Origin of the sequence: Pseudomonas sp. SORGH_AS_0211 (genome assembly GCF_031453455.1) — a bacterium.
GTDB lineage: Bacteria > Pseudomonadota > Gammaproteobacteria > Pseudomonadales > Pseudomonadaceae > Chryseomonas > Chryseomonas aestiva.
The window spans coordinates 1,781,339-1,802,430 of the sequence record NZ_JAVIZV010000001.1; the positions used below are offsets into that span (position 1 = coordinate 1,781,339).

At 63.1% G+C, this 21,092-nt stretch carries 25 protein-coding genes and 2 pseudogenes; 24 read left to right on the plus strand and 3 right to left on the minus strand.

What is annotated here, in order from left to right; all coding sequences use genetic code 11:
• The first annotated feature begins 110 nt into the window (after positions 1 to 110).
• A complete protein-coding gene (locus QE393_RS08295; protein ID WP_310042954.1) occupies positions 111 to 836 on the plus strand; it encodes a hypothetical protein in 726 nt (241 codons plus the stop codon).
• On the opposite strand, the gene QE393_RS08300 is transcribed toward QE393_RS08295, so the two are convergent.
• Together QE393_RS08300 and QE393_RS08305 are read right to left on the minus strand one after the other, a co-directional pair.
• Positions 833 to 1,843: a phage portal protein gene (locus tag QE393_RS08300; RefSeq protein WP_310042956.1), complete on the minus strand. Its 1,011-nt coding sequence runs from the start codon at positions 1,841 to 1,843 to the stop codon at positions 833 to 835. The two genes, QE393_RS08295 and QE393_RS08300, sit on opposite strands and share 4 nt — an antisense overlap.
• Positions 1,843 to 3,630: a terminase ATPase subunit family protein gene (locus tag QE393_RS08305; protein ID WP_310042957.1), complete on the minus strand. Its 1,788-nt coding sequence runs from the start codon at positions 3,628 to 3,630 to the stop codon at positions 1,843 to 1,845. Before QE393_RS08305 ends, QE393_RS08300 begins: the two co-directional genes overlap by 1 nt.
• A gap of 154 nt (positions 3,631 to 3,784) precedes the next feature.
• On the opposite strand from QE393_RS08305, the gene QE393_RS08310 reads away from it, so the two are divergent.
• The 12 genes and pseudogenes from QE393_RS08310 (at position 3,785) to QE393_RS08365 (ending at position 10,030) form a co-directional block, all read left to right on the plus strand.
• On the plus strand, positions 3,785 to 4,630 hold the full coding sequence (locus QE393_RS08310) for a GPO family capsid scaffolding protein (RefSeq protein ID WP_310042959.1): 846 nt from the start codon (positions 3,785 to 3,787) through the stop codon (positions 4,628 to 4,630).
• A gap of 28 nt (positions 4,631 to 4,658) precedes the next feature.
• On the plus strand, positions 4,659 to 5,675 hold the full coding sequence (locus tag QE393_RS08315; RefSeq protein WP_310042961.1) for a phage major capsid protein, P2 family: 1,017 nt from the start codon (positions 4,659 to 4,661) through the stop codon (positions 5,673 to 5,675).
• A 3-nt stretch (positions 5,676 to 5,678) separates the two neighbouring features.
• A complete protein-coding gene (gpM, locus tag QE393_RS08320; protein WP_310042963.1) occupies positions 5,679 to 6,380 on the plus strand; it encodes a phage terminase small subunit in 702 nt (233 codons plus the stop codon).
• Positions 6,381 to 6,482: 102 nt separating this feature from the next.
• Positions 6,483 to 6,944: a head completion/stabilization protein gene (locus tag QE393_RS08325; RefSeq protein WP_310042965.1), complete on the plus strand. Its 462-nt coding sequence runs from the start codon at positions 6,483 to 6,485 to the stop codon at positions 6,942 to 6,944.
• Positions 6,944 to 7,168: a tail protein X gene (locus tag QE393_RS08330; RefSeq protein WP_074583728.1), complete on the plus strand. Its 225-nt coding sequence runs from the start codon at positions 6,944 to 6,946 to the stop codon at positions 7,166 to 7,168. The genes QE393_RS08325 and QE393_RS08330 overlap by 1 nt, the downstream gene beginning before the upstream one ends.
• 22 nt (positions 7,169 to 7,190) lie before the next feature.
• A complete protein-coding gene (locus QE393_RS08335; protein WP_027599397.1) occupies positions 7,191 to 7,505 on the plus strand; it encodes a phage holin, lambda family in 315 nt (104 codons plus the stop codon).
• A pseudogene (locus tag QE393_RS08340) lies at positions 7,502 to 8,327 on the plus strand (N-acetylmuramidase domain-containing protein). Before QE393_RS08335 ends, QE393_RS08340 begins: the two are co-directional and overlap by 4 nt.
• Positions 8,324 to 8,530 (plus strand): hypothetical protein, encoded by a 207-nt coding sequence (locus QE393_RS08345; protein WP_310042969.1) that lies wholly within the window; start codon positions 8,324 to 8,326, stop codon positions 8,528 to 8,530. Before QE393_RS08340 ends, QE393_RS08345 begins: the two are co-directional and overlap by 4 nt.
• Positions 8,531 to 8,583: 53 nt before the next feature.
• Positions 8,584 to 8,880: pseudogene (locus QE393_RS08350) on the plus strand (hypothetical protein); the annotation flags it as partial.
• Entirely contained in the window at positions 8,804 to 9,061 is a 258-nt protein-coding gene (gene lysC, locus QE393_RS08355; protein WP_310042971.1) for an Rz1-like lysis system protein LysC, read from the plus strand. The pseudogene QE393_RS08350 and the gene lysC, both read left to right, overlap by 77 nt.
• Positions 9,058 to 9,588 (plus strand): phage tail protein, encoded by a 531-nt coding sequence (locus QE393_RS08360; protein WP_310042974.1) that lies wholly within the window; start codon positions 9,058 to 9,060, stop codon positions 9,586 to 9,588. The genes lysC and QE393_RS08360 overlap by 4 nt, the downstream gene beginning before the upstream one ends.
• Positions 9,581 to 10,030 (plus strand): phage virion morphogenesis protein, encoded by a 450-nt coding sequence (locus QE393_RS08365; protein WP_310042976.1) that lies wholly within the window; start codon positions 9,581 to 9,583, stop codon positions 10,028 to 10,030. The genes QE393_RS08360 and QE393_RS08365 overlap by 8 nt, the downstream gene beginning before the upstream one ends.
• Positions 10,031 to 10,049: 19 nt before the next feature.
• Here QE393_RS08365 and QE393_RS08370 read toward each other — a convergent pair whose 3' ends face one another.
• Positions 10,050 to 11,720 (minus strand): P-loop NTPase fold protein, encoded by a 1,671-nt coding sequence (locus QE393_RS08370; RefSeq protein ID WP_310042977.1) that lies wholly within the window; start codon positions 11,718 to 11,720, stop codon positions 10,050 to 10,052.
• 250 nt (positions 11,721 to 11,970) lie between these two features.
• Between QE393_RS08370 and QE393_RS08375 the strand changes: the two genes are divergently transcribed.
• From QE393_RS08375 to QE393_RS08425, 11 genes are all read left to right on the plus strand, one after another.
• Positions 11,971 to 12,564, plus strand: coding sequence for a phage baseplate assembly protein V (locus QE393_RS08375; RefSeq protein ID WP_310042980.1), 594 nt, complete (start codon positions 11,971 to 11,973; stop codon positions 12,562 to 12,564).
• A complete protein-coding gene (locus QE393_RS08380; protein WP_310042983.1) occupies positions 12,561 to 12,902 on the plus strand; it encodes a GPW/gp25 family protein in 342 nt (113 codons plus the stop codon). Before QE393_RS08375 ends, QE393_RS08380 begins: the two co-directional genes overlap by 4 nt.
• Positions 12,902 to 13,825, plus strand: a complete 924-nt coding sequence (locus QE393_RS08385) for a baseplate J/gp47 family protein (protein WP_017641673.1) — start codon at positions 12,902 to 12,904, stop codon at positions 13,823 to 13,825. The genes QE393_RS08380 and QE393_RS08385 overlap by 1 nt, the downstream gene beginning before the upstream one ends.
• Positions 13,818 to 14,453 carry a phage tail protein I gene (locus tag QE393_RS08390; protein ID WP_187978430.1) on the plus strand — a complete coding sequence of 212 codons (636 nt, stop codon included), beginning with the start codon at positions 13,818 to 13,820 and terminating at the stop codon, positions 14,451 to 14,453. The genes QE393_RS08385 and QE393_RS08390 overlap by 8 nt, the downstream gene beginning before the upstream one ends.
• Positions 14,446 to 16,008, plus strand: coding sequence for a hypothetical protein (locus QE393_RS08395; RefSeq protein WP_310042985.1), 1,563 nt, complete (start codon positions 14,446 to 14,448; stop codon positions 16,006 to 16,008). The genes QE393_RS08390 and QE393_RS08395 overlap by 8 nt, the downstream gene beginning before the upstream one ends.
• A 2-nt stretch (positions 16,009 to 16,010) precedes the next feature.
• Positions 16,011 to 16,571, plus strand: coding sequence for a DUF4376 domain-containing protein (locus QE393_RS08400; protein ID WP_310042988.1), 561 nt, complete (start codon positions 16,011 to 16,013; stop codon positions 16,569 to 16,571).
• The gene (locus tag QE393_RS08405; RefSeq protein WP_310042990.1) at positions 16,568 to 17,062 is read left to right on the plus strand and encodes a DUF1353 domain-containing protein; all 495 of its coding nucleotides are present in this window, start codon (positions 16,568 to 16,570) and stop codon (positions 17,060 to 17,062) included. The genes QE393_RS08400 and QE393_RS08405 overlap by 4 nt, the downstream gene beginning before the upstream one ends.
• A 2-nt stretch (positions 17,063 to 17,064) precedes the next feature.
• Positions 17,065 to 18,459: a phage tail protein gene (locus QE393_RS08410; RefSeq protein ID WP_310042992.1), complete on the plus strand. Its 1,395-nt coding sequence runs from the start codon at positions 17,065 to 17,067 to the stop codon at positions 18,457 to 18,459.
• An 8-nt stretch (positions 18,460 to 18,467) separates the two neighbouring features.
• Positions 18,468 to 18,743: a phage tail protein gene (locus QE393_RS08415; RefSeq protein ID WP_310042994.1), complete on the plus strand. Its 276-nt coding sequence runs from the start codon at positions 18,468 to 18,470 to the stop codon at positions 18,741 to 18,743.
• A 97-nt stretch (positions 18,744 to 18,840) separates the two neighbouring features.
• Complete coding sequence (locus tag QE393_RS08420; RefSeq protein ID WP_310042997.1) at positions 18,841 to 19,776, plus strand: hypothetical protein; 936 nt, start codon at positions 18,841 to 18,843, stop codon at positions 19,774 to 19,776.
• Positions 19,777 to 19,876: 100 nt separating this feature from the next.
• Complete coding sequence (locus QE393_RS08425) at positions 19,877 to 21,046, plus strand: phage tail sheath protein (RefSeq protein ID WP_310043001.1); 1,170 nt, start codon at positions 19,877 to 19,879, stop codon at positions 21,044 to 21,046.
• The last annotated feature ends 46 nt before the right edge of the window (positions 21,047 to 21,092 follow it).

A 21,092-nucleotide genomic window follows, 5' to 3' on the forward strand; every position in this document is an offset into this window, starting at 1 on the left:
TCATGCAGTCTAAACCGCGTATCGGTAGGCAAACGCTGGGGTGCGATCTGCCTTAAGAAAGTGATGAAGCGGTCGAAACAGCGGTTGACCACACGGATGAGATGTAACCGATGACCTTCAAAACGCTAAGCAAAATCCACGTATGCGATGACGATGCAAACATCGCTAAGCTGTTCGAGAGCTGGATCAAAGTGGTCACGCGCTATTGTGATTTCCACCAGAATGACAACTGCTGGTGGTACAACGAACGAGCAAGCCTCAGCACCTTAGCTGGCGCCGCCTGGGCCATGAAAGGCGCTATTGCTCTGGAAGAGTTCAGCACTGAAAAGCGGGCTAAGGCCTTCGAGGCTGGCGTCGAAGGTGGAGAACTACGCAACGGCCGCTGTGACCTCTATATTGGCTGCTCTTCTCCAGACGGATCTCGTAGCTATGCCTTTGAGGCCAAACAGTGCCGCCAGCCGACTGGAGAGCGTGCCAGCCCGGTCCTCTATCTACACCGTGCCATGGACGCCGCATGGGAAGACTCTGGGCACCTTACGAAGTACGAAGGTGACACGCGTTACGCAGCGACTTTTGCAGTGCCTACGCTGCGTCTGGATGACGTCTGCCCTGATGACGCCGATTCAGGCGTTTGCGCGGAAAAGGTTCGTGAAAGAATCGATCATTGGATAGAGCGAACTGAAAACTTCCGTAGTCCGCGAAACAAGGACACTTCTTACGCGTACGTTTTCCCTGACCTCGGCGATGTCAAATTTTCTAACGGAAATCGCTTGTTTCCAGGGGTGGTATTGATTCTAGAAAAGCGCATGAAAGCAGCGCGGCGATCAGAAGCTTAGCCTGCGGACTGCATTTCGTAGGGTCTGAAACGGATCACCTCCTCTCCCAACCATTCGTTAACCTGAGCGAGCCGCGCCTGCAGCGGCTCCAGCTCATTGGTCGCATATACCTCCGCCGCCTCCTTGATCGAACCGAAGCCACCAGCGTTCTGGGGCACGATGCCCATCAGCTGCGGCGGGATCCGCAGGCCGGCGAGCATGTCGTCGCGGGTGATGCTCTTGATCGAGTTGAATTCGTCCTTCGCCGCCACCTCGCTGACCGGGATCAGTTGGATGCCGTCCTTCTTCCCGTTGGGCGCGTAGACGAAGAGGTTGCGGAAGTTGCCCGGGCCCTTGGCCGAGCGCAGCGCGGTGCGCAGGGAGTCGATGTCCTCCTCCTTCTGCGCGGCGTCGGTCATGTAGAAGATGAAGCCGGCGTGGCTGCCGTTGTTGTAGTACTTGCGGCGGAACAGCGTGGCCGACTCATTGAGCAGTGCCGATTGCATGGCGGCGAACCACTCGGGCATGCCGTAGATCTCCTGGTTGATGTCGGCCTCACGCAGGTGGCAGATAGTGCCGGGGGTAAATTCGTGTTCGTCCTGCCAGCCCCGCACCTGGAAGAAGCGGCCCTCCTCCCCTCGCCGCATGTATTTGGCCAACGGCGGCTGCAAGCTGATCGGCGTACCCAGGCGCGACTGCCTGAGCTCCAGGTAGGCGTTTCCGCACCAGAGGTAGTCCAGGGCCAGTTGTTCGAAAGCGGCCCGGCTCAGCAGCGGGTGCGGGATGAAGGTGCGGGCCAGGAGGTTGCGCTTGAACTTGAGCCCCGAGTCCAGATAGACGCTGGCCCGGGTGGCCTTGGCCAAGCCGTCGAGAGACAGCGGCGGGTCGTAATAGCGGCCGTTGAACCAGCATTTCAGGTAGTCGAAAACCTCGCGGCCATCGAGCACCGGCGCGGGGTCGCCGAAGGTGAAGGCCTCGACGCCAGGCGCGTGGGCGGCCGGGCTGGCCAGGGTGGTGGAATCGCTCATCAGTAGATCTCCATGACGCCGGTGTTGCGGGCGGTCTGGCCCTCCAGCGGCTCGTTGTGTAGGGCATGAAAGAGGGCCCACGCGAGATCCGCGTGGCCCGTGGTGTCGTTGCGGCCGGCCGTGTAGGTGAACTGGCGGCCGCTGGCGGTGGTGGTCTTGCGAATGGCCATGAGCGACTGGGCGACGTCGGTCCAGCCGGCGTCGAATTCGAGCCGGCCGTTCTTGATCACGTCGTATGCCTTGAGCACCAGGCGGGTCTTCACCTCGGGCGAGTAGCTGAACGTGGTCAGCCCCGGGAAGAATTGGCGCACCAGCTGTGCGACGCCGCTGCCCATACCGGTGACATCGATGCCGATGTAGCTCACCCAGTAGCGCTGGCAGACCTGGCGGATCGCCTCGGCCTGGGCGGCGAAGTCCATCCCGCGGAACTGGTGCCGCTCGAGCACGCGGAACTTGCCACCCGGTACCGCTGGCGGCGCGACCACCACCAGGCCGGCGGTGTCGCCGGTCTCGGCGGGGTCATAGCCGACCCAGACCGGGCGATCGCCCAGGGGTCGGGCTGCAAACGGTTTGTAGTCCTCGGCCCACTCGACCCAACTGTCCACCATGCACGGCTGCAGCATGGCCAGGGGGAAGATGCTCGCGCCGTCGTCTACGAACTGGCACATCAGCAGGTTCTGGAAGGCCTCGGCCGAATATTCGAGCTTCAGCTCCTCCAGGTCGAACAAATCGCAGCCGCGCGCCTCGGCATCGAGGATGGTGACGATCTGCCTCCAGATCCGGTCCTCGCAGAGCCGGCCCCGCTGCAGGGCGTCGTGGGAGACGTCCAGCTTGAGGTGCTGGGCGACCGGCTTCCCCTTGTTGAAGCGCTCGCCGGTCCAGAAAGTGTAGGCCTCGTGGGCCATGGAGCTGGGCGTCGAGAAATAGGTGCGGCGGTACTGCTTCTGCATGGCCATGCCGCTGGCCACCTTGTTCAGCTCCTCGAAGCGGAAGGTCCAGAAGAACTCGTCGAAGTAGAAATTGCCGTGGTAGCCCTGGGCAGTGCGGGCATTGGTGCCGAGGAAGTGCAGCTCGGCGCCGTTCGCCAGAATGATCGGATCCCCGGTCACCTCGACACCGCAGACCTCCCGGGCGAAGGCCTGGATATACGCCTTGAAGATATGCGCCTGGTTCTTGCTGGCCGAGAGGAAGATCTGATTGCGCCCGGTGATCAGGGCGTCCAGGAAGGCTTCGCGGGCGAAGTAGAAAGTAGCGCCGATCTGCCGGCTCTTGAGGATGGCGCGGGTCCGCTGCTGGCCTGCCCGGTACCAGTCCAGCTGGTAGCCGAAGCACTGGTCGCGGAAGGCGCTTTCAAGGGCCTCGATCTGCTCCTCGGTGAACTCATTGCGGGCGGCCTTCTTCTTCGGCCCGGCATTGCGGTTGTCCAGCTTGGGATTGAGCTCGGCCTCGGTACCGCCACCCTGGAAACGCTGGATCCGCGCTTGCCGCTCCAGCTGGCGATGCAGCAGGTCGATCTCCTTGAAGTCGCCGCCGGACTTGGCGTCCTTGAGGATCAGCTGCACCAGGCGCGCCTCCAGCGCCCCGCCGATCCGTTCGACGTTGTCCGCCCGATCCCATTCGTCCCGGGCCTTCCAGCTATGGACAGTCTTTTCCTTCTCCTCGATCGCCTCGGCGATCTCCGTCACCCGCCAGCCCATCCAGTAGAGATGCTTGGCGCGGCGGCGCACGTCCATCAGCAGGTCGGTGGACGGGATAGGCACGGAGTTGGATTCAGGTAGGCTTTTCATGGCCGCCAGACTGCCGCCCCGCCTCCCTCCTCCATAGCGCGCGGATTTGTACAGCGCGCCGCTACAACGGCCCCTCGTTGCTGGGACGCGCGCGCGTCCCGACCATGCCCCTCATCGCCCAAGCACTCCCGCTAAGCCTTTGAGGATCCCCGGCATGGCCGACCCCAAGACCCCGAAACTTCGCTCTCCCTTCTTCCGTGTCGCCGTCGAGGGCGCCACCAGCGATGGCCGCCAGATCGAACGCGCCTGGATCGAGCAGGCCGCGGCCAGTTACAACCCCAAGACCTACGGCGCCCGCATCTGGATGGAGCACATCCGCAGCAGCGTGGCGGACAGCCCCTTCAAGGCCTACGGCGACGTGGTGGCGGTGAAAGCCGAAGAGGTCGAAATCAACGGGCAGAAGAAGCTGGCCCTCTTCGCCCAGATCGAGCCCACCGCCGACCTGGTGGCCATGAACAAGGCCAAGCAGAAGATCTACACCTCGATCGAGATCTCGCCCAAATTCGCCGACACCGGCGCCGCCTACCTGGTCGGCCTGGGTATCACCGACAGCCCCGCCAGCCTCGGCACCGAGGTGCTGTCCTTCGCCGCAGCCAATCCGGCGGCCAATCCGTATGCCAGCCGCAAGCTGCACGCGGACAACCTCTTCACCGTGGCCGAAGAGACCGCCCTCACCTTCGACGAGGTCGAGGACAAGCCCGGCCTGGGCGCCCTGCTCTTCGCCAAGGTCCAGGAGCTGCTCAAGGGCAAGGAGACGCAGACCCAGGGCGAGTTCGCCCAGTTCGGCGCCGCGGTCACCGCCGTGGCCGAGCACGTCCGCGAGCAGGACGAGCGCTTCGCAAGCGCCGAGGCTGCCCTCACCGAGTTGGCCGGCAAGCACCAGCAGCTGCAGACCGACTTCTCCGCCCTGCAGCTGCAGCTCAGCCAGACCCAAGACCCCAACCAACCCAGGCGCCCTCCGGTCACCGGTGGCGATGGCCAGAACCTGACCGACTGCTGATCAGCCGTTCACCTTTCCGGAGAGATCCATGCGTAACGATACCCGTGTGCTGTTCAACCAATACCTGGAGCAGGTCGCCAAGCTGTCCGGCGTCTCCTCCTCCGCGGCGACCTTCGCCGTAGCGCCCACCGTCCAGCAGAAGCTGGAGACCCGCATCCAGGAGTCCAGCGACTTCCTCAGCAAGGTCAACATCATCCCCGTCGACGAGCTGATGGGCGAAAAGGTCGGCCTGGGCGTCTCCGGCACTATCGCGGGCCGCACCGACACCAGTGGCAACGCAACCCGCCAACCCCGTGAGATGCAGGCGCTCGACAATCGCGGGTACGAGTGCAAGAAGACCGACTTCGACACCGCCATCACCTACCAGCTGCTGGATACCTGGGCCAAATTCCCCGACTTCCAATCGCGCCTGCGTGACGCCATCGTGAAGCGGCAGGCCCTGGACCGCTTGATGATCGGCTTCAACGGCACCAGCGCGGCCGCCACCACCAATCGCGCCACCAACCCGCTGCTCCAAGACGTGAACATTGGCTGGCTGCAGCAGTACCGCAGCAATGCACCACAGCGCGTGTTGAAGTCGGGCAAGGCCGAAGGCAAGATCGTGATCGGTACCGGCAGCGACGCCGACTACAACAACCTGGACGCCCTGGTCTTCGACGCGGTCAGCAACCTGATCGACCCCTGGTACCGCAAGGATCCGGGCCTGGTGGTGATCCTTGGCCGCGACCTGGTGCACGACAAGTACTTCCCGCTGGTGAACAAGGAGCAGCCTGCCTCCGAGAAGCTGGCCACCGACGTGATCCTGGCCCAACGGCGCATGGGCGGTCTGCAGCCGGTGGAGGTGCCGTACTGCCCGGACAACGGGATGCTCATCACCTCGCTGCAAAACCTGTCGCTGTACTACCAAACCGGTGGCCGCCGCCGCTTCGTCAAGGAGGCGCCGGAGAAGAACCGCATCGAGAACTACGAGTCGAGCAACGACGCCTACGTGGTCGAGGACTACGGCTTCGGCTGCCTGATCGAAAACATCGAGACGGGCGTGTAAGCCATGGCCTCCTCTCCCGCGAAAAGCCACTTTAAGGCAGCTGCAGCGGCGCTTGCCGCCGCGGCCGCTGGCCCGGCCGACAGCATGGCGGGCCGCACCGTGTACGAGCAGCAGCTGGCCCAGCTACTGCAGGACCGGCTGCGACTCAAGCAGGTGCAATCCACGCAGGCGAAGGCCGAGCTCAAGCGGCAGCTGCTCGGTGCCTATGCCGACTATGTCAGCGGCGTCCTCGAAGGCGGCAACGGTGCCCAGGACGAAGTGCTAGTCACCGTGATGATCTGGCGCATCGATGCCGGCGAGTTCGCCGGCGCCCTGGACATCGCCGCCTACGTTCTGCGCCACGGCCTGCTGATGCCTGATCGCTTCGAGCGCACACCGGGCTGCCTGATCGCCGAGGAAGTAGCCGAAGGCGCACTCGCCGCGCAGAAGGCCGGCCAGACCTTCGACCTGGACATCCTGATCCGTACTGCCGTGCTCACCGATGAGCACGACATGCCCGACGAGGCGCGCGCCAAGCTCTACCTAGCCATCGGCCGGGCCGAGCTGGCCGACGTCGACGAGGATCGACCGGGCCGTCCGGGCCAGTTGGTCTCGGCCATCGAGATGCTGCGTAAGGCGATCGGCTTGCACGACCGTTGCGGCGGCAAGAAAGACCTGGAACGGGCCGAGCGCCTGGCCAAGAAACATGCCGCTTCTGGCGGCTAACCGAGCGGTCCCCCGCAACCCCGCCGGCTCGGGGCGGATCGGCCAGGCATCGCCTGGGACCGTGAAGCCCCGACCACCGGCGACCCATTCGAGAGCAGCACCATGAGCGGATTCGTTGCAGGCGGCACCGTCGCCAGCGGTCAGGTGGTGTCCGACCCTTTCTGGCCGGTGATCGAGCTGGATCAGGTCCGCGCGCGGCTGCGGATCGACAGCAGCGTTAGCACCGAGAAGCTGAAAGCCGCGGTGATCGCCGCGGCCATCGGCGTCAACCGCGAGCTCGCCGGCTACCGCTTCGCCCAGACCGCCAGCGGCTACGCGACCCTGGCCGCCGTGCCCGGGCTGCTGGTCGACGGCGTCAGCGAGCGTGCCCACCTCTACCTGCGCGCGATCGATGCCGCCACCGCGGCCGAGGTCGCCGAGCGCTACCGCAGCTACGACAGCACCGCCAAAAGCGACAAGGACGCCGAGGCGCAGACACCCACCATCGACGAGTACCGGCGTGATCAGCGCTGGGCCATCCGCGACTTCCTGGGCCTGGCCCGGACCACCGTGGAGCTCATCTGATGGCCACCGTCGTGCGCGCCCAGCAAGGCGACACCCTGGACCGGATCTGCCTGCGGCACTACGGGCGCACCCAGGGCGTCACCGAGGCCGCGCTCGAAGCCAACCCGGGCCTGGCCGAGCTCGGCCCCATCCTGCCGATCGGCACCCCTATCACCCTGCCAGACGCCCCCGCCCAAGCCTCTGCCGGCATCGCCGCGCAGCAGCCGGTGAACCTCTGGGACTGACCCCATGCACGAGAAACCTCCTATGCCCGACCGTCCCGACACCTGGGCCTGGCTCGCCGCCTGGCTCGAACACAACTGGCCTGCGCTCTACGCCGGGCTGGTAGCTGGCGTCATTGCCGCCCTGCGCATCGCCTACGGCGGCGGCACCCTGCGGCGCGTGCTGCTCGAAGCGCCGCTCTGCGGCGCCCTGGCCCTGGCCGCAAGCCACGGTCTTTCCCTGCTGGGCATCCCCGCCAGCACCGGCCCCTTTTGGGGCGGAATCATCGGCCTGCTGGGCGTCGAGGGCACTCGCGCCGCGGCTAAACGCTTCGTCGAACGCAAGGTGGAAACGCAATGAACCAGCCCAAGATCCTGCTCATCGGCGCCCACGGCCTGGCCGTGCGCGACCTGCAGAAAGCCCTGGCCGCGGCCGGCTTCACCGTCGACCTGGATGGCGCCTACGACGAAGGCACCGAGCAAGCAGTCGAAGCCTTCCAGCGCTCTGTCTGGCCTGGTGGCCGATGGCATAGCCGGCCCTAAGACCTTCGCCGCCTTGCTCGGCAAGCGCGACCCACTCCATCTGGGGTACGCCGACCTCGAGCTCGCTGCCAAGACCCTGGGCGTCCCCGTCGCGGCCGTTCAGGCGGTCAATGAGGTCGAGTCCAAGGGCGAAGGCTTCCTAGAAAACGGCAAGGTCGTGATCCTGTTCGAGCGTCACGTCTTCTACCAGCGCCTGGTCAAGGCCCACGGCCAAGCAGAGGCCGACCGCCTGGCAGCCCTCAACCCGAACCTGATCAACCCGAAGTCGGGAGGCTACGCCGGAGGCGTGGCGGAGTGGCAGCGCTTGACCTCGGCCCGCCAGATCGACGAGGCCTGTGCGCTGGAGTCGTGCAGCTGGGGCCTGTTCCAGGTCATGGGCTACCACTGGCAGAACCTCGGCTATGCGAGCGTCCAAGACTTCGTCACCCGCATGCAGGCCAGCGAGGCCGATCACCTCGACGCCTTCGTCCGCTTCGTCAAAGCGGAGCCCGCCCTGCTCAAGGCGCTCAAGGCCGGCAAGTGGGCCGACTTCGCCCGCGGCTACAACGGCCCCGCCTACGCCCGCAACCTCTACGACGTGAAGCTCGAGCGCGCCTTTGCCCGCTACAGCGCCGCCGCCCCGGCTAAGGACGCCGCATGACACCCGTCACCGACGTGCAGCGCTTGGTGCCACAGGATGGAGAGGTCTTCATCCTGCCGGCCGGCGCGTCCTTTGAAGAGGCCGAGCGTCTCTGTGAAGCCATCCAGACCGCCAAGCCGGGCGTGCAGGCTATCGTGGTGATCGGCGAGCTCGAGCACCTGGACCAGGCGGCGATGAACCGCGCTGGCTGGTACCGCCAGTGATCAGCTGGAAGGAGAAGGCGCTCTTCGCGCTTGCCCTGGCCCTGACGATCGCCGTGCTGTGCCTGACCCTCTATGCGCAGGGCCTGCGCATCGACCAGGCCAACCAGAAGCGCGAGGCCGCCGAGGACCAGGTCACCCAGCTGACCGGCGAGCGCGACCACCTCACCGCCACCCTCACCCAGCAGCGGGCCGCCCAGGCCCGGCTGCAGACCACCCAGACAGACCTGCGCCGCGAGATCGATGTCCGCAAGCGCCGGATCCAGGAGCTCGAAGATGAAAACGCCGACCTCAAGGTTTGGGCTGGCCAGCCTCTGCCTGCTGCTGCTCGCCGGCTGCGCCACCGGCCCGTCCTCACCGGAGCCACGGCTTACCGTGAGTGGCTGTCCAGTGGTAACGCGCTGCCAGCTGCCGTCGACCAACCCGCGCAATAACGGCGAGCTCCTGGACGACAGCGAGGCCCTGGAAGCGGCCTGGGCCGACTGCGCCGCCCAGGTCGATATGGTCTATGACGCTCAGCAGGCCCGCCCATGAACAAGCCAGAAAGCCTCCGCGCTCACCTGCTCGCCGCCGTGCCGGAGCTGCGCCACAGCCCTGACCGGCTGCTGGTCTTCATCGACAAGGGCAAGCTGCGCTGCACCGCGGCAGCCAGCCTGTCCTGGGAGTATGGCTACGAGCTGCAGATCATCCTGACCGACTTCGCCGGCCACCCGGACGCGGTGATGCTGCCGCTGCTGGCCTGGGTCCGGACGAACCAGCCAGAGCTTTTGGTCAACCTGGACAAGTCCGCCCAGGGCATCGGCTTCGAGGCCGACATCCTGGACAACTCCAAGGTAGATCTGGCGATCACTCTGCCCCTCACCGAGCGCGTGGTGGTCAAGCGCCAACCGGACGGCACCTATCAGCTGAGCCACGTTCCAGAATCGAAATACACTGAGTACCAGGAGCCAGGTACCTGGCAGGTCTTCGCCGATGGCGAGCTGCTGGCCGAGTGGCAGTCCGGATCCGCTGGCGACGCCCTCGCCCTGGAGACACCGCAGCCGGGCCGCAGCCGTGGCTGACCTCGAGGCGCTGGAGACCTGGCTCTCGCCGCTCCTGCAGAAGCTCGACGGCCGCGGCCGGGCTCAACTGGCACGGAAGGCTGCCCAGCAGCTGCGCCGCAGCCAGCAGCAGCGAATCCGCGCCCAGGTGAACCCGGACGGCTCGCCGTTCGAGGCCCGCAAGCCGCGGGACCTGCGTGGAAAGAAGGGCCGGATCAAGCGGCGCATGTTCGAGAAACTCAAGATGGCCCGGTACCTCAAGGCCAGTGGTACGCCGCAGCAGGCCGTGATTGGCTTTTCCGGGCGTGTGTCCCGCATTGCCCGCGTCCACCAGTATGGTTTGAAAGACCGACCTGAGCGCGCGGCCCGGGAAATTACTTATCCTCAGCGCAAGGTACTTGGCATATCAGCAACCGATCTCGATAACCTCAAAAAAACCCTTTTAAACTCAATAAGTCTATAATATATAATCTTTTCTGAAGTCACTCATCAGATTCACCCGGCGCCTCCATTAGAAAATGGCCTTTGTTATTCCTATCAAACTCCCTCTCCAAGATCCCAGCCAGCCTACTCTCACTATTAGACCTGATAACAGCCCTGCATGCCTCATAAAATTTGCTCATTGTACCTGGATATGACTCATCAAGATTCGAAATCCTAGACAAACCAAATACTCCATATATAAATTGCGCCAAATCCGAACCATTAAGACGATTAAGGGCCGAAGCAAAAGTTTCTACCTCTGCAGACCTTATCACATCGCTTTCTCGATCCCCCCAACTACCTACCCTAGATATTTTCGACACCGCCTCCTCAATAGAAAGAACTGGATAAAGCCTAGCTTTAACACGCAAATACATCTCTTCCAACTTGGGATGAGAACGATACAATCTTGCATCCATGTCATTCTCCTCCACTTCGAGCTCAAGTTCGTGAGCACATATCCACTTATCCAATATCTTATTCCTCAAATCATCTCGACCCGCACCAGAAAATACTTGTGCTAGGTTACTGAGTTCTGAGACCGTCAACTTCTCGATGCCAGGTGTAAATTCAGCACACCGCTCGTCAAGCACTCCAGGGTTGAAGTTCTTATCCCAGAGAGCTTCATCTGCGAAACTGTTGATTCTCTTGAGCACTTCCGTTCTATCACCTTGCTCACGTAGGCGATCTACCATCATATCTAGCATTTCCTTTTCTAACAGACCGTATTCGAAATACACTCTTATTATTGCTACAAACGCCGGATTTATACCGCCCACCTTACCAATCACATCAGCCCAAATTAACTCCTGCTCTTTCAAGTCTTCGCTAGAGTTCTTACCCAACGGCAGCCCCTTACTGCTCTCCAGAAAATCAATTGAAGGAGCATCTTTTATTGCTCTAAAATAACAGACAGTAGTTAAAACCAAAGAAGGGATAAGCCCCGCCATACCAACCGGATCGTAATCCTTTCCATCCAGAATCTCTTTATAGGTCGATATAATTCTTTTTATAACCCTAATGTTTACCAGCCATAAATTTAGGCACTCTTGCTCAATGATCTCATAACCACTAAACCGTTCTTTATTAGACGCTATTTCAAAAGCATCATAAGGTGTCACTGCCAATCTGAACTCACGGTCGATTAACTTCTCTTGAAATTCACGCCAGTGCATAGCATCAGAGAGCTTTTCAACATTCATCAACATTAAAAATTTTGAACCATACTGATCTACGCACTCATTAACAAACCCCATCAGCTCTCGGACGTCTAGCGAATCGTGCTTTCTCTCGATATCATCCAAAACAACTATTCTATTATGGAGCAGAGACCTGATACCCAGCATCGCAATCTTACCAAGTGATGTTCCGGGCAAAAATTTTCCAACCAGCGCATTTGAAGCCGACGCAACCGTCTTCAAATACTCCTTATAAGTCGAATCTTTTCGCACGACGGCGGACTCGATTATTTTTAACTTTAGCTCGTCAATTGTTTTTAGTCCAAATAGCGACAGATATACGAACTTTGAATCTACAGGAAGCTCCACAAGCAAGCTTTCCCACATATGAGTCTTCCCTGTCCCCCATGCCCCGGTCAAAACCACAACCTTAGACGCACTATTTGAACCCAGCGCATCCAAAAGACCTTCCCTCACTTTCTCCAGACTCATAATTCACTCACCATAGATGCACGAAATAAAAAAACTTAAAGCCAGACTTAAAATTAATATACAAAGATGGCAAATAGCTCAGACAATTGAAAAGTTTCAACCACGAGCTAACTAATATCATTTAACTCACAAGCCTTCTTTTACTTCTGACTTCCCCATGCCACTCCTCCCATTCACTTTGAGTTGTAGCTAACGTTCTTACAAGCGTTAACTACTGCACCTCGCGCGTACGGTCGCCATCCTTCGCGGCATGACCGACATCGCCGCCCTTTCCCGCCTCATCGAGAACCTGATCCGCCTCGGCACCGTTGCCGAGGTTGACCATGGCAGTCTCCAAGACAAGCTCCCTGCCCGGGTTCGGGTTCAGAGCGGCGAGCTGCTGACCGGCTGGCTGCCCTGGGCCGCCCTGCGCGCTGGTACCACCCGCGACTGGGATCCGCCCACCGTGGGCGAGCAGGTCGTCGTTTTCAGTCCGAGCGGCCAGACTGCCCAGGGCATCGCCATCACCGGCCTGTTCAGCGCTCTCATTCCCGCCAACGGCGATCGCGCTGGCCTGCACCGCCGCACCTACCCGGACGGCGCCGTCGTCGAGTACGACAGCTTAGCCCATCGCCTGCGCGCCATCCTGCCCGCCGGAGGCGTCACCGACCTGACCAGCCCCGGCGGCATCAACATCGTGGGCCCGATCAATCACCAGGGCGACTACACCCAGACCGGCAACCAGAACGTCACCGGCAAGGTGACCGTCAGCGAGGACGTGGTCGCTGCCGGCATCAGCCTGGTCAAGCACCCCCATGTCGGCGTGCAGACCGGCAGCGGCAAGACCGGAGCGCCCACGGCATGAACCGAACCTCTGGACTGACCGTCACCGAGCTCGAGCACCTACAGCAATCCGTAGCCGACATCCTCACCACGCCGATCGGCACGCGGACCATGCGCCGCGAGTACGGCTGCGACCTGTTCAGCCTGCTCGACCAGCCGCTTAACCCTGCACTCGCCCTGCAGGCCAAGGCCACCGCCGTGACGGCCCTGATGCGCTGGGAGCCCCGCCTCAACCTCACTTACATCGGCATCAGCCTGGGCGACGCCCCGGGCCAGGCCTTCGTTGACCTCGAGGGCTACAGCACCGTCAACGACGCCGCCGTCAGCCTGCGCGCACCGCTCACCCTGGGAGGCCTGTAGTGGTCGACACCTTCAGCCCTATCGACCTCAGCCAGCTGCCGGCCCCGACCATAGTCGAAACCCTGGACTTCGAGACCCTGCTCACCGCCCGCAAGGAACGCCTTATCAGCCTGTACCCCGCAGCCGAGCGTGCCGCCATCCGCGAGCGCTTGGCTCTGGAGTCGGATCCGGTCAACAAGTTACTCCAGGAGAACGCCTATCGGGAGCTGGTGCTGCGCCAGCGGGTCAACGATGCCACCCGCGGCGTGATGCTGGCCTTCGCCGTAGGCACCGACCTGGACCAGCTCGGCGCGAACTTCAGCGTGACGCGCCTGCTGCTCAAGGCCGCCAACCCGAACGCCGTGCCGCCCACCGCCGCCGTCTACGAATCCGACGACGACTTCCGCGCGCGGATCCAGCTGTCCCCCGAGGGCTACACCACCGCTGGCAGCCAGGGCAGCTACGTGTTCCACGGCCTGTCCGCCGATGGCAACGTCCGTGACGTCCAGGCCATCAGTCCGGCGCCGACCCAGGTGACCATCTACGTACTGTCGCGCCTGGGCACTGGCCTGGCCTCGCCCGAGCTGCTGGCCAAGGTCACCGCCGCCCTCAACGCCGAGAAGGTCCGGCCGCTCACCGACAAGGTGACCGTGCTGTCGGCCAACATCGTGGACTACCAGGTCAACGCCGAGCTCACCCTCTACGACGGCCCGGATTCCGATGTCGTGGTCGCGGCCGCCTATAAGGCGGTCGAGGACTACGCCGCCAGCGTGAAAAAGATTGGCTATGACGTCGCCCTGTCCGGCTTGTACAAGGCCCTGCATCAGTCCGGCGTCCAGGCGGTGAAGCTCACCCAACCCGCCGCCAGCCTGGTGCTGGGCAACGGCGAAGCCAGCAACCTGACCGGCGTCACCCTGACCGTGGCAGGGGCCACCAATGTCTGAGCTGCTGCCACCCAACAGCACGGACCTGGAGCGGCGCCTGGCTGAAACCGGCAGCGCCATCAGCGACGTGCCGGTACCTACCCGGTCGGTCTGGGACCCGAACACCGCCCCGGCCGAGCAGCTGCCCTGGCTCGCTTGGGCCCTATCCGTCGACGCCTGGGATCCGCTGTGGAGCGAGAACCAGAAGCGCCAGACCATCCGCGCGAGCATCCAGGTCCACCGCACCAAGGGCACCTTCGGCGCCATCAAGGACGCCCTGGCCGCCCTGGGTTTCCCGATCCGCGTCCAGGAGTGGTACCAGCAGGATCCGCCCGGCAAGCCCGGCACCTTCCGCCTGCTGATCGACGTTGACCAGATCGGCGTGCCCAACAGCAGCGCGCTGCGCTTTATGCCCGTCGTTGAGGCGGCCAAGAACCTGCGCTCGCACCTGGACACCATCGAACTGCGCGTCGCGACCAAGACCCGCGCCTATCGCGGCGCCGTCACCGCGGCCGGCTTCGAGCTGACCGTCCGCCCCTCCGATACCCAATACGCTGCCCTGGAGCCTGGCTTCGTCCTGGCTGAGTCCGGGCTGCACCAACTCACCAACGTGGACCTGGTCCAGGCGCTGGAACTGAAAAATGGCTGACTTGACCCTACCCGAGGTAATCACCCGCTTCCGGGGGAATGAGGCGCGCATCGCCGACTTCGCCAACGGCAACGCCGCGGGCTACTACATCACCGTCGACGGCAAGAAGGTCGAGACGCTGCCCAGCGTGGTATCCCGCCTTGCAGCTGCGATCGCAGCGGCCAGCGCTACGGCTGAGACTCTCAAGGGCACCGGCGGCGCGAAGCTGATCGGGTTCGGAACAGTCACCGTCGATACCGCCCTGACCAACCAGGCGAAGGGGATCGCCGACAACGCGAAGGCCATCACCGACCTGGACACCGCCAAGCTCGCCAAGGGCGGCGGCACCATGACCGGCGCGCTCAAGCTGGCAGGCGCGCCGACCGATCCGCTCCACGCGGCCACGAAAGGCTGGACGGAGGAACTTGTCGGGGCCTACTGGAAGCCGGGCGTCGGCGACGTTCTTGCAACCCTTCGCGGCGCTCCTGATGCAACGTGGATTCCTGACGGCGCCGTCTATTTACAGGCGAGCTACCCGGACCTATTCGCCAAGGTCGGATTCGCAGCATTTGACGCGACGGGCTCCGCGAACTGGCCGCAGATTTCAAACGTTCCGGGCACGCAAGCCTCATTTATGGCGGCCGGCAAGGATGGCTTCCTGATCTTTAACGATGGGTCCAGTAGCGCCCCCGTATTCCGGCGCAGCACGGATGGCGGCGCCACCTTTACCACGATCACCCCGCCGGCCCGAACCATTACAGGTGGCGCTACGGATGGTAAGGGCGTTCTTGTCGTCACCTGTTATGCGGGCTTCGTTCTGCGCTCGACGGACAATGGCCTGACCTGGACCACAATCGACACCGGTGCAGGGCAGAACCTGCTTGGCGTCGGCACCGACAAGAAAGGTATCTGGATCGCTAGCTCCAATGGCGCTTTTGTTATGCGCTCTACGGACAACGGGCTGACCTGGGCAAAGGTGGTGGCGCCAAATAATACCCGGGGCCCAACTGCCACAAATGGCGCGGGCGTGTGGTTGGCGCTGGCGGGGCAGCAAAATATTGCTTTTCGAAGTGCGGACAATGGCCTGACCTGGACCCAGTTCACTATGGGTTATGGCTCGACTGATTATTACAGCGCCGCCTCAAGTAACGGCGTCATGGTTCTGGCCGGGACGTATGTAATTAGCGGCTATTACTACCAGGTCATGGCCTGTACGACCGACGGCCTTAACTGGAAATACGGCGTATTGAACATGGGCGGCTCAGGCAATCCGTACATGGTCGCTCTTGACTCCTACGGGGTCGGCATCGCCGGTTGCTGGACGAGTGGCGCGATGCGGTTTGTCGTAACGACCGACGCGGCGGGCGTGACAAACGTCGCTGTAAGTACAGCGCCGACCAACCAAAGCTGGACGGTCAACATCTGTACCGACGGCCTGGGGACTTGGTACGCGCAGAGCGGGAGCAATTACGTCATCAACAAATGCGTTCCGGTATACGACGTGCGCACCGCCTTCAAGGTCCCGAAATCACTCGCCCAGGTGGCGCCCTACACAACCTTCGTCAAGGCCAAATGACCATGGACACCATCACCCTCTACCAATGGGGCGCCGATGGCGTCCTGGCTGGATCTATCCAGGCCGACCCCATGGCCGGAATCCCAGACCGCAGCACGCCGACCGCCCCGCCCAAGCTCAAGGCTGGCCAGGTGGCCGTCTGGAATGGTCAGGGCTGGATCGCCGCAGACAAGGCACCAGAGCAGCCGCTGCCGGTGGTCACCGCTGACCAGGTCGACGCTGAGCGGGACCGCCGCGTTGAGCTGGGCTTCGAGTTCCAGGGCAAGCACTACCAGACCCGCGAGGCTGGCGACCGGGAGAACATCCTGGGCGCCATGAACAACGCGCTCGCGGCCATCATGAACGGCGCCAAGGCCGGCGAGCTGCGCTGGGCAGACCCGGCCAAGGACTTCTTCTGGATCGCCGCCGACAACAGCCGAGTGCCGATGGACGCCCAGACCGCCCTTGCCCTGGGCCAGGCCGCCACGGCCCGCAAGAGCGCACTGGTGCAAGCTGGCAGCGACCTCAAGGCGATGGCGCCCATGCCCCAGGACTTCGCCGCGGACAAGTGGTGGCCGGTATGACCAAGGGCCACTTCGAGAACCGCCCAGCCATGCGCCAGGTGGACCGCTGGACCTGGGAGCTGGTCGAGCCGCTGGTCTTCGTCGACCCGGTCTACGGCCGCATCGTCGTGCCCGTAGGCGAGCGCAGCGATCTGGCATCGATCCGCTTTCTGCGCGAGGTCGCGCGCTGGGCCCTGATCCTGGCCGTCCTGGCCTGGGTGTCCGGCGCACTCTGCGCTCTGCTGCTGCCCCTGCAGGCAGCCGCGGATCCGCTGCTGTGGACCAGCCTGGCTGCCACCGGCATCTATGCCGCCCTGGCCGGCTACGCCGTGCTGGCCGCCTTCGTCCACGACTTCCTCTACCGCACCGGCCAGCTGCCCCGGGCTGCGGCGGATGCTGTGCTGTACCGCGCCTGCCGGGCTGAGGGCGAAGCGCGCTGGCGGGCCTTCATTTTCTGGATCGGGCCACGCCTTGGCGGGGCTAGTCACTACCACACCGGCAGCAAGGGCTGATCATGGACTTCCACACGATACACACCGCCTACGGGCTCAAGCGCCTGGCCCAGGCCGAGGCTGCCGGCGTCGCCATCAACCTGACCCAGGCCGCCGTGGGCGATGGCAACGGCAACCCCATCACCCCGGCCGAGGGTATGACCCAGCTGGTACGCGAGCGCTATCGCACCACCATCAACCGCGTCTACCAGGATCCAGACGAGCCGCGCGGTTTCATCGCCGAGATCGTGATCCCGGCGGCGACCGGCGGCTTTACCCTGCGCGAAGTCGGTCTCTACGACGACCAGGGCAGCCTGTTCGTGGTCGGCAACCTACCGGACACCTACAAGCCACTGCCCGGCGAGGGCGCCTACTCGGACGCCGTGCTGCGCGTGCAATTCCTGGCCTCGAATGCCTCGGTAATCAACCTGCAGGTGGATCCGAACCTGGCGGTGGCCAGCCACACCTGGGTGCTCAACACCTTCGCCAAGGCCTTGATCATCCCCGGCGGCACCACCAACCAGGTGTTGGCCAAGACAGGCAATGCCGATGGCGCCTATGCCTGGGCCGATCCCACCGAGGCCAATGTGGTGGTGCGCTCGATTGAGGAGATCCAGACGCTCGCCGCCAACCAGACCGCGGTCAACCTCGCCAAGACCACCACCGTGGGCCTGGCGGTCTACATCGCAGGAACTCGGCTGCGCGCTGGCGAGGAGTGGACCGCCACCAGCAGCACCGCGCTCAAGCTCACCAGCAGCTACGCCGCCGGCACCAAGATCGTGCTGGCACAGAATGACCCGCTCGGCACCTTCTTTGATCCGCTGCTGCGCGCCCAGAACCTGGCCGACGTACCGGACAAGGCCAAGGCCCGGACCAACCTTGAGCTCTACAGCAAGACCGAGGTGGACGCGCTGATTACCCGGGTACCGGCGGGCACGGTTGGCTACTTCGCCGGTACCACCGCCCCGGCGGGCTGGTTCAAGGCCAACGGCGCGGCGATCTCGCGCACCGCCTACGCCGAGCTATTCGCCGCCCTGGGCACCTATCACGGCGCGGGTGATGGCTTCACTACCTTCAACCTGCCGGATCTGCGCGGCGAATTCATCCGCTGCCTGGACGATGGGCGCGGGATCGACAAAGGCCGAGGCCTGGGTACCGGCCAGTTGAGCCAGAACCAAGAGCACACCCACACCGGCAAAACGGCCCAGGCCGGCGCGCATTCCCACGTCTACACCAACACCGATACCGCAGAGACCAGCAGCAGCGGCTTGTCTGGCGGCAACAACTTCACCGACCGCGACACCAACTACAACACCACCACCAACGGCGACCACAGCCACGTCGTCACCATCGATCCGAGCGGCGGCAGCGAGGCGCGCCCGCGCAACATCGCGCTGCTGGCCATCATCAAGTACTGAGGCAACCCATGGACAAGATCGTCTATCAAACCGATCAGGCCGGCTTCTACCAGGGCCAGACTTCCGCCGATGAGTCACCGCTCGAGCCCGGCATCTACCATCTGCCGGCGCGCTGCGTGGAAACGCCGCCGCCAGCCGCGTGGGAGGACAACCAGTGGCCGCGCTGGGACGGCACCACCTGGCGTCTGGTCAACCGCCCGAAGGCCTTCGACGCCGAGGATCCGGTCGACAAGCTTAAGGGCTTCCTCGCGGCCAATCCGGATGTGGCAGAACTATTGGTGTGAAGGCCGCTTGGAAAAGCTAGAGAGCCATTCGGCTTCCCGTTCAAACACAGCTCGCCTGCACCTCATACCATGGGCATCCTGAGACAAGGAGTCCCCCATGCGAGCTGTTTCCCACAAGGTAAAAACCTACCGTCGCGAGTTCAGGTTCATTCCTGGTTTTATGTTCGCCACCAGCATCTTCTGGCTTGTAGCTACGCATACTGCTCTGACGCTGGGAGCTATAGGCCTCTACTTCACCTCCTACTACATTTACGGATCCACCCTCTTTCTTCACCTTCCCTTTCACGCTCTGGCATGGGAGCTCGTTCTGGTGATGGGGTGGATGCAGCTCGCCTTAGAGGCAAGCCGTCGCCGTGTCATGCGAATGCGCGGCTTAGCAAAGCCGCCAATGTTCAGGGTCGCGCTAGCAGCGATGGATGTCGAAAAACGGCGGAGAATCAATGCCCTGTTCGGACCACATGAGAGCTCAACAGCGCTCGCAAGAGATCTGATCCAGCAGTGGGAATGGGAACGGTCCATCTATCAGCAGGCGGCTTCGCCGGCTCTGCAAAGAGCTCTTGGTTTCTTCAATGTGCCATCGGCAGGAAATTTCGCTACCTACCTCGCCGGTGTTCTCGCCGTAGTTGCTGGGATTGTCATAGCGCTGATTGATCGAGACGTGTTTTTCGATGGCGTCGGCCAGCTCTGGTCCAATTTCAAAGAGGCTTACAGCTTCTTGCTGATGGTAGTCGTTATACCTGTGGCTACCGCGGTGATCCCAGTCGCAATGCTCACCGATGGTGTCAGGACCGTTACAAATCGAATCGTCGAGTGGATCAACGATGACTATCTGAGCCGCGGGCGGTTCTATGCATTCATCAAGGACCTGATCCAGTTTGAGACTCATAGCCAGCGGCGGCTACTCATGCGCACGACTGGGGTAGCCTTCTGGACCATGCGTATCAGTACCGCGCCCATCACGCGGGTTCCAGCGCTTTGGAAGAACATGCGTAGGTCGATCCGAATTCGCCGGCGGCGATGCAACCAACCCTAAATTTGTAGCCCTCCCCGCTACAACTCCCGCCTCGCGACCCGCGCGCGCGGATCCGCCAGCCTGTGCAGCGTCACCTACCCACCTGCGCAGGCAATCCTCCATGGTCGACTACCATCACGGCGTGCGTGTCCTTGAGCTCAATCAAGGCACCCGCTCCATTTCCACCGTTTCCACCGCCGTCATCGGCATGGTTTGCACCGGCAGCGATGCCGATGCCACCACCTTCCCGCTCGACACGCCCGTCCTGCTGACCAACCTCCAGGCGGCTGTCGGCAAGGCTGGCACCAAGGGCACTCTGGCCCCCTCTCTGCAGGCGATCGCCGACCAGTCCAAGCCCGTCGTGGTTGTGGTCCGGGTCGCAGACGGCGCCAACGCGGCCGAGCTGCAGTCCAATCTGATCGGCGGCGTCTCTGCGGCTGGCAGATACACCGGCATGAAGGCCCTGCTCGCGGCCAGGGCCAAGCTCGGCGTGACGCCGCGCATCCTCGGCATTCCAGGGCTCGATACCCAGGCCGTGACCACCGCCCTGCTGCCGATCGCCAAGCAGCTGCGCGCCTTCGTCTACGCCAGCTGCTATGGCTGCGCTACCAAGGAAGAGGCCGTCGCCTACCGCACCCAGTTCAGCGCTCGCGAGCTGATGCTCCACTGGCCGGACTTCCTGGCCTGGTCCACCACCGACAACAAGACCTTCACCGCGGCCGCCACTGCCCGCGCCCTGGGCCTGCGTGCCCAGATCGACCAGGAGACCGGCTGGCACAAGACCCTCTCCAACGTCGCCGTGGCCGGCGTCACCGGCGTTTCCAAGGATGTCTTCTGGGACCTGCAGAACACCGCCACCGACAGCGACTACCTCAACGGCAACCAGATCACCACGCTGATCAACCACGAGGGCTACCGCTTCTGGGGCTCGCGCACCTGCAGCGACGACGCGCTCTTCACCTTCGAGAACTACACCCGCACCGCCCAGGTGCTGGCCGACACCATGGCCGAGGCGCATTTCTGGGCCGTGGACCGCCCGATGCACCCCAGCCTGGTGCGCGACATCGTCGAGGGCATCAACGCCAAATTCCGCGAGCTTACCCGCCAGGGCTACCTGCTGGGCGGCGAGTGCTGGTACGACGCCGACGCCAACGACGCCGGCACCCTCAAGGCCGGCAAGTTGTGGCTCGACTACGACTACACCCCCGTCCCGCCGCTGGAAGACATGACCCTGCGCCAACGCATCACTGACCGCTACCTGGCCGACTTCGCGACTCGCGTGAACGCCTGATCCTGATCACCCGGCGCCCTTACGGACGCCCTCTGGAGAGCTGCCC

Excerpts from the sequence above, each read along its gene's own strand:
- QE393_RS08295 (WP_310042954.1), top strand. The coding sequence starts at position 111 with ATGACCTTCAAAACGCTAAGCAAAATCCACGTATGCGATGACGATGCA.
- QE393_RS08300 (WP_310042956.1), bottom strand. The coding sequence starts at position 1,843 with ATGAGCGATTCCACCACCCTGGCCAGCCCGGCCGCCCACGCGCCTGGC.
- QE393_RS08305 (WP_310042957.1), bottom strand. The coding sequence starts at position 3,630 with ATGAAAAGCCTACCTGAATCCAACTCCGTGCCTATCCCGTCCACCGAC.
- QE393_RS08310 (WP_310042959.1), top strand. The coding sequence starts at position 3,785 with ATGGCCGACCCCAAGACCCCGAAACTTCGCTCTCCCTTCTTCCGTGTC.
- QE393_RS08315 (WP_310042961.1), top strand. The coding sequence starts at position 4,659 with ATGCGTAACGATACCCGTGTGCTGTTCAACCAATACCTGGAGCAGGTC.
- gpM (WP_310042963.1), top strand. The coding sequence starts at position 5,679 with ATGGCCTCCTCTCCCGCGAAAAGCCACTTTAAGGCAGCTGCAGCGGCG.
- QE393_RS08325 (WP_310042965.1), top strand. The coding sequence starts at position 6,483 with ATGAGCGGATTCGTTGCAGGCGGCACCGTCGCCAGCGGTCAGGTGGTG.
- QE393_RS08330 (WP_074583728.1), top strand. The coding sequence starts at position 6,944 with ATGGCCACCGTCGTGCGCGCCCAGCAAGGCGACACCCTGGACCGGATC.
- QE393_RS08335 (WP_027599397.1), top strand. The coding sequence starts at position 7,191 with ATGCCCGACCGTCCCGACACCTGGGCCTGGCTCGCCGCCTGGCTCGAA.
- QE393_RS08345 (WP_310042969.1), top strand. The coding sequence starts at position 8,324 with ATGACACCCGTCACCGACGTGCAGCGCTTGGTGCCACAGGATGGAGAG.
- lysC (WP_310042971.1), top strand. The coding sequence starts at position 8,804 with ATGAAAACGCCGACCTCAAGGTTTGGGCTGGCCAGCCTCTGCCTGCTG.
- QE393_RS08360 (WP_310042974.1), top strand. The coding sequence starts at position 9,058 with ATGAACAAGCCAGAAAGCCTCCGCGCTCACCTGCTCGCCGCCGTGCCG.
- QE393_RS08370 (WP_310042977.1), bottom strand. The coding sequence starts at position 11,720 with ATGAGTCTGGAGAAAGTGAGGGAAGGTCTTTTGGATGCGCTGGGTTCA.
- QE393_RS08375 (WP_310042980.1), top strand. The coding sequence starts at position 11,971 with ATGACCGACATCGCCGCCCTTTCCCGCCTCATCGAGAACCTGATCCGC.
- QE393_RS08380 (WP_310042983.1), top strand. The coding sequence starts at position 12,561 with ATGAACCGAACCTCTGGACTGACCGTCACCGAGCTCGAGCACCTACAG.
- QE393_RS08390 (WP_187978430.1), top strand. The coding sequence starts at position 13,818 with ATGTCTGAGCTGCTGCCACCCAACAGCACGGACCTGGAGCGGCGCCTG.
- QE393_RS08395 (WP_310042985.1), top strand. The coding sequence starts at position 14,446 with ATGGCTGACTTGACCCTACCCGAGGTAATCACCCGCTTCCGGGGGAAT.
- QE393_RS08400 (WP_310042988.1), top strand. The coding sequence starts at position 16,011 with ATGGACACCATCACCCTCTACCAATGGGGCGCCGATGGCGTCCTGGCT.
- QE393_RS08405 (WP_310042990.1), top strand. The coding sequence starts at position 16,568 with ATGACCAAGGGCCACTTCGAGAACCGCCCAGCCATGCGCCAGGTGGAC.
- QE393_RS08410 (WP_310042992.1), top strand. The coding sequence starts at position 17,065 with ATGGACTTCCACACGATACACACCGCCTACGGGCTCAAGCGCCTGGCC.
- QE393_RS08415 (WP_310042994.1), top strand. The coding sequence starts at position 18,468 with ATGGACAAGATCGTCTATCAAACCGATCAGGCCGGCTTCTACCAGGGC.
- QE393_RS08420 (WP_310042997.1), top strand. The coding sequence starts at position 18,841 with ATGCGAGCTGTTTCCCACAAGGTAAAAACCTACCGTCGCGAGTTCAGG.
- QE393_RS08425 (WP_310043001.1), top strand. The coding sequence starts at position 19,877 with ATGGTCGACTACCATCACGGCGTGCGTGTCCTTGAGCTCAATCAAGGC.